General features: G+C 62.2%; 14 protein-coding genes. 9 read left to right on the top strand and 5 right to left on the bottom strand.

The features are described from left to right. The first annotated feature begins 16 nt into the window (after positions 1-16). The 6 genes from GR198_RS02495 to GR198_RS02470 all read left to right on the top strand — a co-directional run bounded on the left by GR198_RS02495 (position 17) and on the right by GR198_RS02470 (position 10,106). Positions 17-1,633: a caspase family protein gene (locus GR198_RS02495; RefSeq protein WP_164067292.1), complete on the top strand. Its 1,617-nt coding sequence runs from the start codon at positions 17-19 to the stop codon at positions 1,631-1,633. Then, positions 1,630-4,143, top strand: a complete 2,514-nt coding sequence (locus tag GR198_RS02490; RefSeq protein ID WP_164067289.1) for a trypsin-like serine protease — start codon at positions 1,630-1,632, stop codon at positions 4,141-4,143. The genes GR198_RS02495 and GR198_RS02490 overlap by 4 nt, the downstream gene beginning before the upstream one ends. 13 nt (positions 4,144-4,156) lie before the next feature. Further along, positions 4,157-5,329: a serpin family protein gene (locus GR198_RS02485; protein WP_029872063.1), complete on the top strand. Its 1,173-nt coding sequence runs from the start codon at positions 4,157-4,159 to the stop codon at positions 5,327-5,329. Positions 5,330-5,371: 42 nt separating this feature from the next. Next, positions 5,372-7,777 (top strand): protein kinase domain-containing protein, encoded by a 2,406-nt coding sequence (locus tag GR198_RS02480; protein ID WP_164067287.1) that lies wholly within the window; start codon positions 5,372-5,374, stop codon positions 7,775-7,777. A gap of 168 nt (positions 7,778-7,945) precedes the next feature. Continuing rightward, a complete protein-coding gene (locus GR198_RS02475) occupies positions 7,946-8,257 on the top strand; it encodes a DUF982 domain-containing protein (protein WP_011655309.1) in 312 nt (103 codons plus the stop codon). Positions 8,258-9,137: 880 nt separating this feature from the next. Next, on the top strand, positions 9,138-10,106 hold the full coding sequence (locus tag GR198_RS02470; RefSeq protein WP_029872060.1) for a DMT family transporter: 969 nt from the start codon (positions 9,138-9,140) through the stop codon (positions 10,104-10,106). A 409-nt stretch (positions 10,107-10,515) separates the two neighbouring features. Here GR198_RS02470 and GR198_RS02465 read toward each other — a convergent pair whose 3' ends face one another. After that, positions 10,516-10,701, bottom strand: a complete 186-nt coding sequence (locus GR198_RS02465) for a 4-oxalocrotonate tautomerase (protein ID WP_003553363.1) — start codon at positions 10,699-10,701, stop codon at positions 10,516-10,518. A 125-nt stretch (positions 10,702-10,826) separates the two neighbouring features. On the opposite strand from GR198_RS02465, the gene GR198_RS02460 reads away from it, so the two are divergent. From GR198_RS02460 to GR198_RS02450, 3 genes are all read left to right on the top strand, one after another. Beyond that, a complete protein-coding gene (locus GR198_RS02460) occupies positions 10,827-11,711 on the top strand; it encodes a LysR family transcriptional regulator (protein WP_029872059.1) in 885 nt (294 codons plus the stop codon). 229 nt (positions 11,712-11,940) lie between these two features. Next, positions 11,941-12,783, top strand: coding sequence for a dienelactone hydrolase family protein (locus tag GR198_RS02455; protein ID WP_164067284.1), 843 nt, complete (start codon positions 11,941-11,943; stop codon positions 12,781-12,783). 62 nt (positions 12,784-12,845) lie between these two features. Beyond that, on the top strand, positions 12,846-13,223 hold the full coding sequence (locus GR198_RS02450; RefSeq protein WP_029872057.1) for a VOC family protein: 378 nt from the start codon (positions 12,846-12,848) through the stop codon (positions 13,221-13,223). Positions 13,224-13,331: 108 nt separating this feature from the next. On the opposite strand, the gene GR198_RS02445 is transcribed toward GR198_RS02450, so the two are convergent. The 4 genes from GR198_RS02445 to GR198_RS02430 form a co-directional block, all read right to left on the bottom strand. Continuing rightward, entirely contained in the window at positions 13,332-14,207 is an 876-nt protein-coding gene (locus tag GR198_RS02445; protein ID WP_164067281.1) for an FHA domain-containing protein, read from the bottom strand. 2 nt (positions 14,208-14,209) lie between these two features. Beyond that, entirely contained in the window at positions 14,210-15,115 is a 906-nt protein-coding gene (locus GR198_RS02440; RefSeq protein WP_164067278.1) for a type II secretion system F family protein, read from the bottom strand. Further along, positions 15,112-15,975, bottom strand: a complete 864-nt coding sequence (locus GR198_RS02435) for a type II secretion system F family protein (protein WP_164067275.1) — start codon at positions 15,973-15,975, stop codon at positions 15,112-15,114. The genes GR198_RS02440 and GR198_RS02435 overlap by 4 nt, the downstream gene beginning before the upstream one ends. Before the next feature lie 94 nt (positions 15,976-16,069). Next, positions 16,070-17,968, bottom strand: a complete 1,899-nt coding sequence (locus GR198_RS02430; protein WP_130793910.1) for an ATPase, T2SS/T4P/T4SS family — start codon at positions 17,966-17,968, stop codon at positions 16,070-16,072. Positions 17,969-17,985: the final 17 nt, after the last annotated feature.

The following is a 17,985-nucleotide window of genomic DNA, read 5'->3' as shown; positions in this document are numbered from 1 at the left end:
GAGGGGGAAACTGGCCATGTCCACATTCGTTTCCATGGCCGCAGCACTTGCCCTCCTGACCGTGGCGGCCACCGACAGCCTGGCAAAGGTGATCGAGGCGCCCGAGCGTGGTGCGGTCAGGGCCGTGCTGATCGGCATCGACCTCTACCGCAATGTTCCGCCGCTGCACGGCGCCGTCGCCGATGCCGACGACCTTTCGCTTTCACTGCGCTCGGTCGGCGTCGAGGACATGACGCTCTTGAAGAATGGGACTGCCGACCGCGAGGGCATTTTCCATGCGATCGAGGCCGTGACTGAGAGGGCAGGGCCTGGCGACCTCGTCGTGCTCGGCATCGCCGGTCATGGGTCGAGCGAGCCGGAACGCGTCAAGGGTTCCAAACCGAGCGGCCGCGACGAGGTCTATATCCTTGCAGGCTTCGACACCCGGCTGCCGGGATCGCGCGAGCGTATCTTCGGCGACGAATTCAAGACGCTGATCCGCAAGCTCGAGGCCAAGGGCGCCGATGTCGTCTTCATCGCCGATACCTGCCATGCGGGCGGCATGACCCGCGACGTCGATCCGCGCGGCGCCGAGATCACCTGGCGTCAGGCGCCTTCCTATACGATCGAGGAGGACGACCTCGCGCCGATTTCGACCACGGCGGATGCGCTTTCCACCGGTTTCGATTTCAAGCGGCTGACCTTTCTCGCCGCCGTCGACGACAATACCAAGTCGCCCGAGATATCAATTCCCGGAATTCCGCAGAAACGCGGTGCGCTGAGTTATGCAACCGCCCGCGCCTTCGAAGGGGCCGCGGACCGCAACGGCGACGGCGCCGTCAGCCGCCGTGAACTCTTCGAATATGTGCGCCAGGCGGTCTACCAGTTCACCAACCAGCGGCAGAACATCTTTACCGAAAGCCCGCCCGGAACCGATCTCGATCGCGCGGTCGTCTATCATTACGAAGGGGCGGGGAGCAAGACGGCGGCGGAGAAATCAAACACTCCGCTGCCCGCCGAGCCCGCGCCGATCAGCGTTTCCGCCCTCGGCTCCGATCCGGTGCTGCAGGGGATCGATCCCGCCGTCACGCCGTTCAAGCTGACGGAGGGGGCTGATGCCGAACTCGTCTTCGATCCCGAAAAACACGAGGCGATTGCCGGCGGCGATGTCGTCGCCTCCGGCGTCGGTGCCGGCGACATGCCTTTCGTCGTCGACCGGATGGCAGCGCTCGATGCGCTGAAGCGGCTCTCCGAGACCAACCCGCAAACCGTGCGGGTGACGCCTTCCGACACCGTCCATCGCGAAGGTGAGCGCGTCGGCGTCACGGTTTCGGATCTATCAGCCCGCAGGCTCGTGCTCTTCGACGTCACCGGCGATGGAACCGTCCAGTTCCTCTATCCGGGCGAAAAGGAGGTCGATGCCGAGATGTCTCAGACCTTCGATCTCGACCTTTCCGTCGTCGCGCCTTTCGGCACGGACCTGCTCGTCGCCGTCACCTCCGAAACCCCGATGCCCGACCTTATCGAATTCCTGAAACAGAACGACAGACGCCGCGCCGCCGGCAATATCGCCAAACGCCTCGGCGAATTCCTGCCCGAGGGCGCGCGCGTCGGATTTACGGTCCTCTATACCTCCGCCGGAGCCAAGCTATGAGTACGTCGATCAGCAAGGTCCTCAATATTGCGTCCGTCATGCTGCTTCTGGCCACTCCCGTGCTGGCGCAGCAGGATACCGATTTCGCCGGCGAGGATGGCGGGCGGGTCATTGGCGGCCAGGCGGCCAAGAAGGGCGAATGGCCCTGGCAGGTGAAGATCCTGGCGCCCGACCCCGAACAGCGCGGCCGCTTCGGCGGCCATTGCGGCGGCTCGCTGATTTCGCCGCGCTGGATATTGACGGCCGCCCACTGCGTCACCAGCGGCCGCTCCGGCAAGCAGGATCTCTTCGCCCGCGACCTGCTGATCGTCGAGGGCAAGTCGAAGATCGACAAGGTGATTGCGGTCGACGGCCCCGACAAGCCGGGCCTTGCCGTGGACGAGGTGATCATTCACGAAGATTTCGACCGCAAGGTCTTCGCCAACGACATCGCCCTCATCAGGCTGAGCGAGCCCGCTAAATCGAAGCCGGCGATCCTTGCCTCGGCCTCCGATGACGAGGTGGAGGCCGCCGGCCACCCGGCCGTCGTCACCGGCTGGGGCTACACCAAAGCCGATCACGGCTGGGACGACAAATACCTGCCGACCGAGCTGCAGGAAGTGGAATTGCCGATCGTCCCGCGCGAGGACTGCCGCGCCGCCTACCGCGACAGCTCGATGCGCATGAACCCGATCGACGAGCGCAATGTCTGCGCCGGTTATGCCGAAGGCGGCAAGGATGCCTGCCAGGGCGACAGCGGCGGGCCGCTGGTTGCCCAGCGTCCCGACAAGCGCTGGATCCAGCTCGGCATTGTCAGCTGGGGCGCCGGCTGCGCCGAAGCCGAACATTACGGCGTCTATACCCGTGTTGCCGCCTTCCGCGACTGGATCGCCGCAAAGACCGACGGCGACGTCCCAAACGTCGAAGGCCCCGCCGCCGGCGATCAGGTCGCGTCCACCACGACCGGTGGCGGGACGAAGCAGCGGAAGTCCGGACAGGAAGAGGCCAATCTCGCCATCACCACCCCGCCCGCCGGCGATACGGCGCCGTCAGGCACGACCGAAACGCCTGCTGCCGACACGCCGGCTAACCAGCCCGCCGCCGACGAACCCGCCGTTCAGCCGCCCGTCGTCCAGACACCGGTGATCGAAAGCTCGCCCGGCGACCGCGCGCTATTGATCGGCATCGACGATTACGAGATGCGCGAGGCGAAGCTGACCGGCTCCGCCACCGATGTGAAAGCGATGCAGCTCTTCCTCGCCAAGACGCTTGCCTACCGCCCGGAACAGATCCACACGCTAACCAACCGCAAGGCGACCCGCGAGGCGATCCTGGCCGAAATCGACGACTGGCTGGTGCGCCAGTCGACACCCGGAAGCCGCGTCTTCCTCTATTTCAGCGGCCAGGGCTCGGAAGAAATGGGGGCGGAGGCAACGACCAGCCCGACGCTGGTGGCAGTCGATGCCAAGCTGGTGCGCGAGGGCGGCAAGGTGACCGTCACCAACCAGATCCGCGAAACCGAGATCGCCGCAAGGCTCAACAGCCTCAAGGACCGCCGCGTCACGCTGCTGATCGATGCCTGCCATGTCGGCCCCGGCAGCCGCAGCGCGGTGGCCGCACCCTCCGGCACCGTGCGCTGCCTCGGCCCGGCGCTGGCAGCGCTCGAACCGCCGAACAAATCGGGCAAGGAAGCGAAATTCTCCTTCGGCGGCGAAAACGCCATGGTCTGGTCGGCCGTCAACGCGGGGCAGTGGGCCCTCGTCGACCGCGAGGCCAAGCCGGCGCTCGGCGTCTTCACCCGCCACTTCATCGAAGGCGTCCAGGATGGCGTGGCGCGCGCAGCCGACAAGCCGAATGTCAGCAATGCCGCTTTGCTCGATTATGTCCGGCGCAAATCGGACGAATATTGCCGGACACATGCGGGAGACTGCCGCTTCACCCCGGTGCCGCAATTTTATGGCCAGCCGGATGCGCTCGGCCGGGATGTCATTACCGGCGAGGAGGCGAAGACGCCGCTCGCCGCCGTCGAGAACACGCTGAAGAGCGACAATGAGGCTGGCGTCGCCGTCGACGTGCTGCCCGGCACCGCAGTCAGCATCGGCGACAAGGTGGCGATGCGTGTCTCCACCAAGAAGTCCGGTTACCTGATCCTGGTCGATATCGACGCCTCCGGCAAGCTGACGCAGCTTTACCCGAACAAGCGTTCCATGGGCCTGAAACCATCAGCCAAAAGCGGCGACAACCGGCTCGATCCGGCCCGGCCGGTCGTGGTGCCCGATGCGCGCAATCCCTATACCGGCTTCGAATATGTGGTGGAGGGACCGGCCGGCGTCGGCATGGTCGTTGCCATCCTCAGCGACAAGCCGATCGAAGTGCTCGACCTGCCCGATGTGCCGACGCCGCTCGTCGGCCAGCGCGCCGCCTTCAACTATGTCTATGATCTCGCCCGAAGCCTCAGGATCGTCGGCGACGACGAGACCGGCGCCCAAGGCAAATGGTCGTTCGATTCCAAATTCTATCGCATCCGCTGAACAGGAGCGAACCATGCCGAAATCCACTCTGCTGGCGGGTCTTGCCGCTTCCCTGATGGCGCTTGCCCCGGCTCATGCCGGCGACAGCAAGGCGATGCTTGCAGCGCAAGCCGGGCTTGCGGCCGAACTCATCGACCGCACGCTGGCAAAGGAGGGTGCTGCCAATATCATGGTGTCGCCGGCAAGCCTTGCCGCAGCACTCGGTCTTGCAAGCCTCGGCGCCTCCGACCAAGGCAAAGCCTCGATCGCCAAGGGCCTCGGCTTCGGCGGCGAGGTGAAGGGACCGGAGAAGGTGCTCGACTCGATGTATCAGGAAAAGCCGGCAGCGGCGGACGCGCCGTTGACGACGGCGGTCGCGATCGTCTTCGACGACAAGCTGGTGCTTGTCCCCGATGCGCTCTCCATGCTCGCCGGCCACCGGATCAAGCCTTCGATCGAGGATCTCGATGGACCGAAATCGGTCGAGCACATCAACGGCTGGGTCAAACAAGCGACACGGGGCGCCATTCCTGTCATCCTGGACGCACCGCCCGGCGGCGGCTTCGTCAGCCTCGGCGCGCTTTCCTTCAAGGCGCGCTGGAAGACCTCCTTCGATAAGGAAAGCCCGGCAAGCCCTTTTCAGCGGCCGGATGGATCGACGATTTCGGTGCCGATGATGCATCTTGCCGGCGATGGGCAGAGGTTCCGCTCCGACGAGAAATTCACCGCCGTCGACCTTGCCTATGCCGGCGAGAGCTACAGCATGGTCGTGGTGGTCGCGCGTTCCGGCAAGGGTGTGGGCGGTGCGGACCTGAAGGTGCTCACTTCCTGGCTGCAAGGGGAAAAATTCGAAGCCGCCAAGGGCGAAATCTTCCTCCCCCGCTTTTCCCTGAACGACGGGCGTGATTTGATGCCGATACTCAATGCGATGGGAGTGGCGCCCGAAAAGGCCAAGGATGCGGGTTTCCCGGGTTTCACCAAGGAAAACATCAGTCTGGCGCGCATCCTTCAGAAGACGATGATCAAGGTTGACGAAAACGGCACGGAGGCGGCAGCGGCCACGGCTGTTATCACGGAACGCAGCATCGATCCAAAGCTTGTTCGAGTCGTGGCCGATGCCCGTTTTGCCTTCGCGCTTCGCGATACCAAGACCGGCCTGCTGCTGGCCGCAGGCCTTATCGGCGATCCGCTTCTGGTGGGCGAATAGAATTCGGTTTCATGAATGCAATGAATGCAGGGGGACAAGTGCATGAGAAGTGATCTGATCGCCCGCTACACGATCGGCGAGCCGGTCTATGAGAACGAGTTCATCGTCTATCCTGCCCAGGACAAGCGGATGGACCATTCGGTCTTCATCGTCGCGCCCGATATGGCGCTGAAACTGGACAAGGCTCGGTTCGAGCGGGTCTGGACCTCCATCAACGAGGCCAAATCGCTGACGGCCAGGCGCTTCGTCGAAATCGAGGACCTCATTCCGCCGTCCCCGGAAGACGACAATTTCTATATCGTCGAGAAGCGGCCGTCGAAAACGCTGCACCAGTATCTCGATGAAACGGAAATGGTGGCTTACGAGCGCGCCGTCGAGATCGGCCGCCACATCCTCGAGGGGCTGGCGACGCTGCACGGCGCGGGTTACGCCCACAATGCCCTGACGGACCAGTGCATCTACGTCTCCGAGGACTATTCCGGCCTGTCGGTCCGGATCGGCAACCTGCACCTGATTTCGAAGATCGGCGAGCACATCATCCCGCCCTATGTGCCGGAATTCGGCGCGCCGGAGATCTATGCCAGCGGCACTTTTTCCGCCTCCGCCGCGCTCGACATCTACGCCATGGGCATGATCGCCTACAAGCTTTTCCTGCCGCGGCAGACCTATGCCAGCGTCTTCGACAGTGTCATGGTCTGGGAAGACGAGCACCAGCGCGAGCAGAGCTGGAAGAACATCCATCTCGACCCTTCCAACATCTTTCCCCGCCTCGACGTGCTGATCCCCGGCTTTCCCGAAGGTCTTGCAAGCCTTGTGGAAAGGATGCTGAGCCGCGACCCGAGCGCACGACCGCGCACGGGCGCCGATGCGCTGGGCGAATTCGCGCGCGTCACGACAGGCATCCAGCCGATGTCGTGGGATCCGCGCGGCGGCATGCCGCAGCAGCAGGACACCCCGAAACCGAAAAAGTGGACGCCTGTCAAAATCTCCATGATCGCAGCACTGCTCTTGATCTGCATCGGCGTCGGTGCCGTCACCATCCCGAAGCTGCTCCGGCCGGATCCGAAACTCGTCGCCGATGTCGGCGTCTGGAAGAAGGAGGCCGAAAGCCGCAAGCAGAAGGCAATCGCAGCCAAGGCGCCGGAGCGCCCGGCCAGCGACCAGGCAAAGCTCTCCTATGACACCGGCGCCTCGGCGCTGACATCGGCCGATGCGCTGCTCAAGGACGAAGATTACGAAAAGGCGCTTCCGGGCTTCCAGACGGCAGCCATCAATCTCGGCAATGCGCTGATCGGCATCTCGAAGGAGAATGCGGAGAAGGCGAAGGCTGCCGCTTCGGCGGCAGGCGGCGACAAGGCGCCGGGTTTTGCCGAGGCCGACGCCAAGATGAAGACTGCTGTCGATGCCGCCACGGCAAAGCAGATGCATGCTGCGGTCGACGCTTACGACGCATCGAAAACGACGTTTGACGATCTCGCCAAGGCGCTCACCGCGCTGACGGCGGCGGAAGAGGACGCAGCGGCAAAACGCGAAACGGTCAATCGCATCGGCGCCGGCGACAGCCCCGACGTTAAAAAGGCGAGTGGGCTGATGACCGAGGCCAAGGCCAAGGCCGAGCAATGGCAGATGCCGGCCGCAACCACAAGCTATGGTGACGCCGCCAAACTGTTCGACACCGTCATCGCCGATGTCATGGCGGCAAAGGACGAGGCGACGGCGCTGAAGCAGAAAGTCACCGATCTCAACGCCTCGATCGCGACCCGCGCCGGTGCTGCCGATCCGACGCTTGCGGCACTCGCCCCGAAGATCGGCGAGGCTGACGGCCGCTACACCGCGGAGGCCTATAAGCTGGCGATCGTTGCCTATCAGCCGATCCTTGCCGATCTCGAGGCGCTGTCGGCGCGCGGCTTCTGCCCGGTTTCACAGACCCTTGCCTTCGAGACCGTACCGGCGGGGAGTTATTCGCTGGAGAATGTCCGGCTGATGACCTCGTCGATGCAGGAGCTCGGCGGCATGCTCGGCGTTGCCAATGGCGCCGTGAAGATCGACAAGTCTTTCTGCATGCAGACGAAGGCGGTCACCCGTGCGGAGATGGCGGAATATTACACCGCCAATTCCGATCCAGCCGCAGCCCAGGCCTACGCCGACAATTCTGAGCAGCCGGCCGACGACGTGCCGCTTGCCGTGGCGCAGAACTATACCGCCTGGCTGTCGAAGCAGTTGAACGCGCCCGTCCACCTGCCGTCGGCGACGGAATGGATGGCGAGCGCGGCGAAGATCACGCCGGAAAAGCTGCCCGACAACGGCGATATCATCCTGCAATGGAGCGCCACCCCCTGCGAAGCCGGCGGCAATGTCGCCTTCATGGCGCAGGAAGGCTCCACCTTCGTCGTCTGCTCCGACGCGTCGGCCGGCGGCATCTTCCGCGTTACCGCCGAATTGCGGTGAGCGCGGCGAAAAATGGGACCGAATAGGGAAGTGTGCACGCCGTTTCTGCTTCATTCGGCAGCTCGCGCTCAAGCCGCATCATTCAACAAATTTCAATTCCAAATTTCAAAATACGCGCGTATATTGAACTGGGGACTGCAGTATCCGTGCCTTGAGGGGTCGAGGACAATGTGCTGGAACACATCATCAGCATTCACGCCGGTTGGGTTTGCTTTGCGAGGCCCGGCATCTCGCAAGATCGTATGGACGCTGGGCGACGCGGCGCGTCTCCTGATCAACGATTGGCCTTGTGATGACGGCGAGGAATATGTGGCTGCCGTGAAAGCCTGCGTCGACGCGTTGAGCGGCAAAATTGCCCCGGAACAATTCCGGGAAGCGCTTCTGCGTGCGGCCGATGAGGCGGGTATAGCTGCTCTATCGCTCGTCCGGCAGGGGGTTGGAGAGCGACGACCGGACCTTCCCTCAAGCGCGCAAAGATAGCACGTATTTCGGGGGCTACTCGCCTCTCGACGTCACGTTTGCGCCCCAGCCGCGGACATTAGTCCCAAAGCTAGAAAAGCACAAAATGCAGGATGATGAGGCCGGTCCTAGTTTGTCCCTTGGTCTTTTCAGACTCAGTGGCCTCTTCGCCTGTGTCGTTATCGTCATATATATTTTCTGGGAAATGTTCAGCCAAAGCGCAGCCCTTATTCGGCTTTCGATGACAGCAAAAAATTTCCCTTATGCTGAGAGATGTGATGCTAGCGGCAATCCGATTACTACAGGAGAACCCAATTGCGTCGACCTTGGCCGCTATCAGGTCGTCTACGGCCCTGTCATCAAGGTCTTCCGCAGGGCCTGTTCCGGGAGTGACGGAGCCCCCGAGACGCTCATACTAGACAAGGCGTCGAGGATCGAAATCAGCTTAGTGGAAAAGTCGTTGAGTTTTCGAGCTCGCAATGGAGTGAGCGTACATTGTATTCCACCTAATCTCAGCCCCGAACGAAGTAACTAAACTCCTCACCAACGGCCGCTTCGGGCCGAACTCCGCCATGGCTCAGATGCACCAAAAGGCAAATCCCCCGGCGAAGTCGGCTGCCATAGGCTTGCGGGCGGTGGAGTTCCGGCAGCCAGCAGAGTCAACCAGTCGCCCGCCCCGGTCAAAGCGGGAGCCGCATCGCGGCCCCCGCGATACAGCACCGTTTCACGATCCGGGTGATGCGTATCGAGAGGCTGGTTCTCATTTTCGCCGGCTACCGACCAGAGCGCGTGGCCGGTAAAATTTCCCCATTCGATCAAGCATTTCGCTTGATTGCCAAACGGCACACTCGGTGTCGCGGAGACCAGGGCTCGGTGACGCAACTTCAAAAGGGTGAACATTATGGACAGACTTTTCTATATTGGCGTGTCGGCCGCTCTCTTTGCGGCCTTTGCCTTTTCGCTCAACTTCGTGGTGCCCTTCATCATCGGTGACTATTCCACCTTTGATTTTGCTCTCATACGTCACGTCGTCTCGGCACTCGTCGGGCTTTGCATCCTGTTTTCCGAGAAGGGTGTCATGCGCCACCTCACGCTTCGAAACTGCCTGCAAGCCATCTGGCTCGCCTTCGTCGGCTATGTCGGCTACTTCCTGACAGTGACGGGAGCGGCCCTCTTTGCCGGCCCAGTCATCGCTCCGGCCTTTCTCGGGCTGGTACCAATCGTATTGATGGTCATTGGCAATCAGGGTCAGGCATCATTGCCATGGCGATCCCTCATGGTGCCTCTGGCACTGGTGCTGGTCGGCCTTGTTCTCGTCAATGGCACAGCATTCACGGCCGAAGGACTGGACTCTGTGCAATCATTGTGGATTGGCGTGCCGCTGGCGCTTGCTGCCGTGGGCCTTTGGGTCTGGTTCGCACTTTCCAATCAGGCAGCACTCGCCGTACGGCCGGACATGCCCTCCGGCGTGTGGTCGGCGCTGATACTGGTTGGCGGCGGCGTCTTGATGCTGGTCTTCTATCCCATCGGTGCCGCGATGGACCTCTTCCGGCTTCCGACATTGGGATTCGGCTGGAGCGCTGCCGGCAACCTCTATGTCTGGGGCACAACTCTCGCGCTACTGGCCACCGTGGGCGGCGTCTGGGCCTGGAGTATTGCGTCAAGGACCCTGCCGGTTGCCCTGGCCGCGCAATTGATCGTCTCCGAGACTGTCTTCGGCGTGATCGGCGGACTTGTCGTGCATGCGCGCTGGCCAACGCCGATCGAAGTCGCCGGGGTTGTTGTCCTGATCGCCGGCGTCGTTCTGTCGGTTCGGGTTTTCTATGATCGCCAATTTGCATCTGGAAAGACAGTGCTTGCGAACGAGTGACCCGCTGGACACAGGCCAAAAAGCAGGCGCAGGCATCGGAGATGCAATCACGTTCAATGTAAATCCGCTTTGACGCAAACATGCGGCCTCGCCAGTCCAATGCGTTGTCCGCTTTCAAGCCGCCGCTTGGCTGGGGCTCTACGACTGATATGAGGGCGCAAAGCAGCCTTATCCTTCGACGACGAAAAAGTTCGCGTAGGGCCGAATTCCGCCGGCTCAGATGCACCAAAAGGCAAATTCCCCGACGAAGTCGGCTGCCCAAAGGCTTGAGTGCGGTGGGGTTGCAGCGGCCAGTAAAATCAACCGGCCGCCCTTCACATTCAGCACGGGAGCCGAGGGGCCGGCTCCCTGTTCGATACCATGGCGGCGGCGTCCCGGAGTTCGAGCCTTCGACGCTGCGGGTCGTCTCTCAAGCTTCAGATTTCAGCTTGCCACCGACCGCCCAGGAATCCTTGGCAATCTCCGTTATCAGGATTTCCAGCGACTCGGGCGGGCACGCCAGGGTTTCGACGGCGGCCTTGGTTGCTTCGCGCGCGAAGGCGCGTTTCTGATCGTCGGTGCGGCCGGGGTGCATCTGCAAGTGAAGAATGGGCATGTTTTCTCCTTGGTCAGGTCGGTGATGTCCGTCGTCTTGGCGCGGACATGACGACCATGTTGTAAATCTCTCGGTTGATAAATAGGCTGTTGGTATCGTCATTCGAAACCAAGAGGTAGGTAATCGTGGACAAGCTGGCCGGCATGGCAATGTTCGTCAGGGTCATCGACAATGGCAGTTTCGCGGCGGCCGCGGAGATCGCGCAAGTTTCGCCTGCTATGGTTGCCAAACACATCAAGACGATTGAGACCCGGCTCGGGGCGAAGCTGATCCATCGCACCACGCGACGCCATCAGCTCACAGAGGTTGGCCAGCTCTATTACGAGCGCTGCAAGCGCGCCCTTTCCGAAGTGGCGCTGGCCGAGGCTTCGGCGAACGAACTGCAATCGGCGCCGCGCGGCCGCCTTCGAGTGGTGGCACCCGTCAGCTTCGGGACGCAGGTCCTGGTGCCGACGCTGATCGATTACCAGAACGCTTATCCCGACGTCAGCATCGAGCTATCGCTTGACAACAATGTCCATGACCTCGTCGGCGAGGGGTTCGAGCTCGGTATCCATATCGGTCCGCTCTCGGACAGCAGCCTCGTCGCCCGCCCGCTCACGCCCTACCGGCGGATTCTCGCTGCCTCGCCGGACTATCTTGCCCGCCATGGCCGGCCGGCCTCGCCGGAGGCTCTGGCGAACCATCTCTGCCTCGGCCACTCCTATTGGCGCATGCAGGATCGCTGGCACCTGGTCGGACCGGGAGGCGAATTGCGCGATGTATTGATTTCCGGAAAATTCTCAACCAACCAGGGGGCGGCGCTCCGCATGGCAGCGCTCAGCGGCGCGGGAATTGCACTTCAGCCGGAACTGCTGCTCGCCGCCGATATCGCCGAAGGACGGCTCGAGCAGGTGCTGCCGGAATGGTCCTACAAGCCTGTCCCGATGTCCCTCATCTATGCGCCGAACCGTCGGCCAACAGCAATGTTGCGGACGGTGATAGATTTCCTGGTGGACCGCTTTGGCTGACCACGCTCGGTCGAGGCCGTCATCGCTCGGCGGTTCTTGGCAGAAACAGCTCATCACGCACACCAGCCGCTAAATTCGGCATCGGCAGAATAAGCCGTCAGATACCTATTAGGGGCGGCTATTTGCCACGCCCCTTTTTAGCCTATGGACGTCGAAGTTTCCGGATCTAGATGATGATCGGTTGTGGATAGCGTTTGATCAACTGCCTGTCGCCCAGCGGAGCAACGCAATGCAAATCACAAAGCTTGCTTTCGGGCTTTTGCTCATCGCTTTCGTGCAGCCTAATCCTGGGGCCCACGCTGACGAGTTGGTGCGATTCGACAGCGCAGTCGCAAAGCCAAGTCCATTCCTGGAACGCAAGGCCAAGGAACAAGGTGTCAGTCTCCCGCGGGCCCAAGCTACGCACTTGCTGGGATATCTGAGCCGACCACAGGGAGATGGTCCCTTTCCGGCCGTCGTTGTCATGCACGGTTGCGGAGGTATTCAGCCAAACACCAAGACTTACTGGCCGCAGCGATTGACCTCATGGGGATATGTCGTGCTGGTGGTCGACAGCTTCACGACCCGTAACATTGAGAACACCTGTGAACGCTATCTTCCCGACCGGGTGTTCGATGCCTACGGGGCTCTCGATTTCCTATCCACATACACCTTCGTTGATGCCCGACGTGTGGGGCTGATGGGCTTCTCTGCTGGTGGAATCGCAACACTAGAAGCCACGAAAGTCGAAGGCAACGAGCAGTTTATGGATCGAAAGTTCAAGGCTGCAGTCGCCTACTATCCGGTTTGCGCTCCGCATGAGGGCGATGCGACGGTGCCAACTTTGATCCTAAATGGCGAACTGGACGATTGGAGCCCCGCCGAGAGGTGTCGGCAGAGGGTTTCTCACCTTAGTGGCAAAGGTCCGCCAATCGAACTCAACGTCTATCCAGGTGCATACCATGATTTCGATTCCCCGTACGTCGCGGTGGCAAAGACGTCATTCGGTCATCGGGAAGAATATAATGCGACGGCGGCCGCACAGTCCTTTAGCAGCGTTCGGGCATTCCTGAGCAAGTACCTCTCTAAATGAAGCCCAGGCTCATCTGCCCCTTCTGGCAACAGCATTCATTCTGAGCAAAAAGGAGGCACCAGTTGCAACTGAGTTTGGAGCTATTTGTCGAAGCGCCTGAGACATCGATTGATTTCTATCGGAGGGTTCTGGGCTTTGAAGTCCAGGGCTCGCCAAGCACCGAATACACGATGTTGAAAAACGGTGACGCGGTGATCGCGATCAATTCGCGTAGCGTCCTTTCGACCGATCATCCGCTACGGATCGATACCGGCCAGAGAGCTGGCCTCGGCGTCGAGATCGTCTTGAAGGTCGCTGACGTTGAGGGTGCCTATCGCACGGCAAAAGAGAGCGGCTGGCCGGTCTCCGATCTTGCTCTACAGCCTTGGGGACTGCGTGATTTTCGTCTTATCGATCCTGACTGCTATTATGTCAGAGTGACCAGCCGTCATCCGAGCTGATGTCCACGCGTTTGAACAGTGGTTCATCCATCGGCGGCTCGAATTTTCTTCGACAGTCTAAACACACGGTCGGCTCCGACCTTACGAGCAGCGCTGCAAGACTGGCAATCACCGTCTAGCGACCGGCTTCACCGCAGCCCGCCGCTGCAGCGCGAAGCGTGCGGCTGAGCAGTTGACGTCGGGAACGAGATCGTAGGTCTGCTGGTAGAGGGTCTGCGCCAGCGTATTGTTGCCGCGGTTCTCCGAGGCAAGGGCTGCGAGCGCCGTGCGTTTGTAGGCCTCGACGATCGGCTCGGCGGCCTTGGCCAGCGCGGCGTCATCAGACGGTTCGGCGGCCAGCGAAAGGGCGGCATAGGTTGCGTCGCCATCCCTGCCGACACGGCCGCCGACGGCGCCGTTGAAGCTGGCCTCCGAGACCTGGCGCATGCGCCGGGCGTTCTTGATGCATGTCGGAATTCGGCCGGCCTCCGCATTGATGCGTTCGGCCGTCGGGCCACCCTCTGCGCTGCCGCTGTCGGAGAGGATCACGTAGCCGATGATGCCGACGATGGCGAGATAGGCGACACCTATGCCGGCGAGGAAGGCCGGCTGCTTGAGGAGCGACTTTTTCGGTTTGTCGTCACTTGCCTTGGAGGCCTCCTTCTTCGGCGCTTCCTTGGCGGCGGCCTTGACGACGAACTGGAATTCGACGTCCTTGCCGAGACGGAAGCTGTCGCCGGCCTTCAGCGAGGCCGTCTGCAACAGCGCTTCGCCGCGCAGCATGATCGGGTTCAGCCCCATGCGGCGGATGATGAAGCCGCCGTCGCTCTGCCGCTCGATGCGCGCATGGATCGGCGCCAGGAACGGATCGTCGACGACGATATCGGCATTGCCCGCCCGGCCGATCGACATTTCCGGCCGGTCGAGCACATGGCTGCGGCTCTGGCCGCCGGGACCGGTCTGCAGAAGGCTAGGCTTGTTTCCGCGAAAGAAGGAAAAGACCATGATCAGAACATCCCACTCGACATCATCTCGACAATTGCAGGCGCCAGCACCAGAAGAAGGATCGATACGACGATCATCATCGCCGGCATGACGATCTTGGCCTTCAGCTTTTCACTGGCCCTGTCGGCTTTTTCCCAGCGGCGGAAGCGCAGGTCGCGCGCGTGCTCGCGCAACAACTCGACGCGGTTGCTGCCCTCGACTTCGCCCTGGATCACGGCGCGGATGACGCGGATGACCTCCTCGGCGGTCATGCGGCGCTCCAGGCGCTGCAACGCCTCGATCATGCCGGTGCCGAGCGCCACGTCCTTCAGCGTCTGTTCGATCTCCTCGCTCATGACGGTGCCGGGTGCCGCCTCGGCATAAAGCCTCAGGCTTTCCGGCAGCGTCGCCTGCGCCTGCTGCGTCATGACGACGAGATCGAGAAAGTAGGGAAATTCGCGCGAAATGCGTTCCTTGCGGTCCTGCGCCTTGTCGTCGGCGACGACCCAGAAATAGATGGCGGGGATAAGGCCGAGGATCAGGCCGGCCACGAGCCCGCCGATCACGCTGCCGCTGGCAATGCCGAACAGCAGGCCGAGCACAACGAAGCCGAAGAGACTGAGAACGACGAGAAGGGCGATATATTCCCGTCCCGTGACGCCGCCGAACGGCCGGCCGGCATAGATCAGCTTCTGCTCGAGCTGCGCGCCGTAATCGGCCAGAAGCGGCTCGAAATGCGTCAGCACGAATTCGACCGGGGTGCGCATGCCGATGCTGTCGACGATATTCGGCGGCGGACCATCGCCGCCTGCGGACCGGCGCACCACCTGAATGCTGCCGAGCATATCGCCGATCCACCAGACGAACAGCGCAGCGGTAATGCCGGCAAAGGTGATGGCGATCGGGGCGAGGGGTATCTGAGACATCATACCGACACCTTCATCATCGAGCGCATCCAGAAGAAACCGGTCGCATAGAGGATGGCGCCGACGATCGCGATGACGATGCCGATGGCGTTGCCGAACACCTTGTCGATCAGTTCCGGCTGGCCGAAGAAGATCATCAGGATCATGAACAGCGCGCCGCCGTTGACGACGCGGAAGTTCATGCGCGCCTGCGACGACGAGGTGGTGATCTTCTGATCGAGCTTCCAGATTTCCTTGAAGGATTTCGACATTTCCGTCAGCGGCTCGGAAATGTCACCGCCCTGGCGGGCAAAGAGACCGAGGGCTGCGTCAACCATCTTGAAATGCAGGCTCGGCACGTTGCGGCCGTGGCGGTCGAGCGCCTCGACCAGGCCGATGCCGAGCTTCTGTTCGCGGGCGATGCGCTCGAACTCCCGCGAGGCCGGCATCTGGCCGGTATCGGCCACCGCATTGACGGCGATGGCGAGCGGCTTGCCGGTGCGCACCGCCGAGACGATCTGGTCGACGGCATAGGGAAGCTGCGATTCGATCTGCAGCCAGCGGCGCTGCAGATAATAACGGATCACGCCCTTGGGCAGGAAGATGGCGACCGGGATTGCGATGACGAAGCCGAAGATCGGCCCGAAGATCAGCGAGATCACGATGAAGACGACGATCGCGGTGATGCCGTAGGCGAGGATCATCGTATAGGGCGGAACGGCATCGCGCCCGAAGACCTGCGCCGCCTCGCTGGCGAGCGCAATGTCACGTTCGGTGGCGCGCAGCAGCGGCGCCGGCCAGCGCACCGGCGCGCCCCAGACGAGCAGCCCCGCCGTCACCGCGCCGAGGGCGACCGCAAAAATCTGCAGAATGCTGATATCCATGGTTTCCCCCTCAGAGCAATTCCAGGAAAAGCGCGAAGCGCTTTTGCCGGGGAATTACGTAAAAACAAAAGCTTAGAGCGGTTCTGGAACCGCTCTAGACGAACATGTCCAGTTTTTCGATCTCGCCGTCGTCGTTGAACTCGACGAGCTCGGCGACGAAGCTCGGCAGGTAGCCGGTGAAGGCATGCACGGCCTGCCCGCCGGCGCGGCCGACGAGATTGAAGATCGGCTCGACGATGATCAGGCCGGTATCCGGATCGATGCCGATCACCTCGGATATCTCGGTGACGGCGCGCCGCCCGTTCGCCAGGCGGTTGAGCTGCACGACGAGCTCGACGGCGGCAACGATCTGCTGGCGGATCGCCATGACAGGCAGCGAGCTCTGGCCCTGCAGCACCATCACTTCAAGGCGGGTCATCATGTCCTGCGGCGTGTTGGCATGCGCCGTCGTCATCGAGCCGGCATGGCCGGTGTTCATTGCCTGCAGCATGTCGATCGCCTCGGCGCCACGGCACTCGCCGACGATGATACGGTCGGGACGCATGCGCAGCGCGTTGCGCACGAGGTCGCGGATGGTGACGCTGGTTTCGGACTCCGCCGTCTTCGGCCGCGATTGCAGGTAGACGACATGGATGCCGTCAAGCTGCAGTTCCGACGTGTCCTCGACGGCAACGACGCGCTCGCCGACCGGGATGAATTGCGACAGGCTGTTCAAGAGCGTCGTCTTGCCGGAGCCGGTGCCGCCGGAGACGACGATGTTCTTGCGGGAACGCACGGCCGCCTCGAGGAAGGCGCGCATCGGCTCGCTGAGCGCGCCGGCGGTGACCAGCTTGCTGATGTCGAGCCGCGACTTGCCGCCGAACTTGCGGATGGTCAGGCAGGCGCCCTTGACTGCCAGCGGCGGAATGACGGCGTTGACACGCGAGCCATCCGGCATGCGGAAGTCGGCCATCGCCTCGCTCTCGTTGATCGAGCGGTTGGAATCGACGGCGATGCGCTCGATCACCTTCATCAACTGCCGCTCATTGGCGAAGGCGAAGGGGTAACGTTCCAGCAGGCCGAATTTTTCGACGTAGATCTCGTCGTAGCGCGTCACCATGATTTCCGAGATGACGTCGAGATCCATCAGCTCGGAGATCGTCCCCCAGCGATACATCAGCTCCTCGATGTTGGAGCGCAGGTGCATATGGGCGATCTCGTAACGGTCGCCGGCGTTGAAAAGGGCTTGCCGGGACTGGAAGGCGGCGCTGAAACGGGTGTCGAGCTGGGCGAAGTCCGAGCGGGTGGACTCGAAGTTCAGCTTGAGCTGCAAGGCCGAAATCAGCGCCTTGCCGACGTCGAAGAGGCGGCGATTGTCCTGCTCCTCGCGCGAGAGGCTTGCGGCATTCGACGACGCATCACGCCGGCCCGTGCGGGCAATGCGTTTTGCCAGCCACCGATAGACGGCGTTCTTGATGACGAGGATGACGAGATCCTGCGGCGCGCCGTCGAGCGCCTCCTTGATGAACATGTCGAGGCGCTCGCGGATTCGATTTCGCGTGTCCTCGCGGCCGAAATCGGAAGATTTCACCAGCCGGTCATATTGCGTGTCCTTCAGCAGGCGCTCGTGGATTTCCATTTGCAGGGCGAGCACCCGTTCCTGATCGGGAAACTGCGTGACCGCTTCGGCCACCGCCGCCGGTTCGACGAGTTCGATGGTGACGTTCGGCACCCAGATCGACATGCCTGCCGAGACCGCAACCGGCGTGCCGGCCCGAAGCGGCTGATCGTCGACGCGCGTCGGGTTACGGCCGTGATGCTGCACCGACCAGCCCTGGCCCGACTTCCGCAGCACGAATTGCGGCGAGGAGACGTGGCTGCCGCGCAGCCGCACGACGCCCGCGCCGGCAGGCAGCGTCAGTGTGCTGCTTTCGCCGACGAAATAGGTCTCGTTCGCCGAGAGCGGGATCACCTCCCGACCGCTGCCGTCCTCATAGGAAATCTTCAACAGCATGGCTCATTCCCCCGCGG

The organism is Rhizobium leguminosarum (assembly GCF_010668065.1).
In the GTDB taxonomy this organism is placed as follows: Bacteria; Pseudomonadota; Alphaproteobacteria; order Rhizobiales; family Rhizobiaceae; genus Rhizobium; species Rhizobium leguminosarum_S.
The sequence above is the reverse complement of the archived record's forward strand: the minus strand, read 5'-3'. Positions and strand labels throughout refer to the sequence as shown.

Coding starts and splice junctions, on each gene's coding strand:
- GR198_RS02490 (WP_164067289.1), top strand. CDS start 1,630: ATGAGTACGTCGATCAGCAAGGTCCTCAATATTGCGTCCGTCATGCTG.
- GR198_RS02485 (WP_029872063.1), top strand. CDS start 4,157: ATGCCGAAATCCACTCTGCTGGCGGGTCTTGCCGCTTCCCTGATGGCG.
- GR198_RS02430 (WP_130793910.1), bottom strand. CDS start 17,968: ATGCTGTTGAAGATTTCCTATGAGGACGGCAGCGGTCGGGAGGTGATC.
- GR198_RS02495 (WP_164067292.1), top strand. CDS start 17: ATGTCCACATTCGTTTCCATGGCCGCAGCACTTGCCCTCCTGACCGTG.
- GR198_RS02465 (WP_003553363.1), bottom strand. CDS start 10,701: ATGCCCATTCTTCACTTGCAGATGCACCCCGGCCGCACCGACGATCAG.
- GR198_RS02470 (WP_029872060.1), top strand. CDS start 9,138: ATGGACAGACTTTTCTATATTGGCGTGTCGGCCGCTCTCTTTGCGGCC.
- GR198_RS02475 (WP_011655309.1), top strand. CDS start 7,946: ATGTGCTGGAACACATCATCAGCATTCACGCCGGTTGGGTTTGCTTTG.
- GR198_RS02435 (WP_164067275.1), bottom strand. CDS start 15,975: ATGGATATCAGCATTCTGCAGATTTTTGCGGTCGCCCTCGGCGCGGTG.
- GR198_RS02445 (WP_164067281.1), bottom strand. CDS start 14,207: ATGGTCTTTTCCTTCTTTCGCGGAAACAAGCCTAGCCTTCTGCAGACC.
- GR198_RS02455 (WP_164067284.1), top strand. CDS start 11,941: ATGCAAATCACAAAGCTTGCTTTCGGGCTTTTGCTCATCGCTTTCGTG.
- GR198_RS02440 (WP_164067278.1), bottom strand. CDS start 15,115: ATGATGTCTCAGATACCCCTCGCCCCGATCGCCATCACCTTTGCCGGC.
- GR198_RS02480 (WP_164067287.1), top strand. CDS start 5,372: ATGAGAAGTGATCTGATCGCCCGCTACACGATCGGCGAGCCGGTCTAT.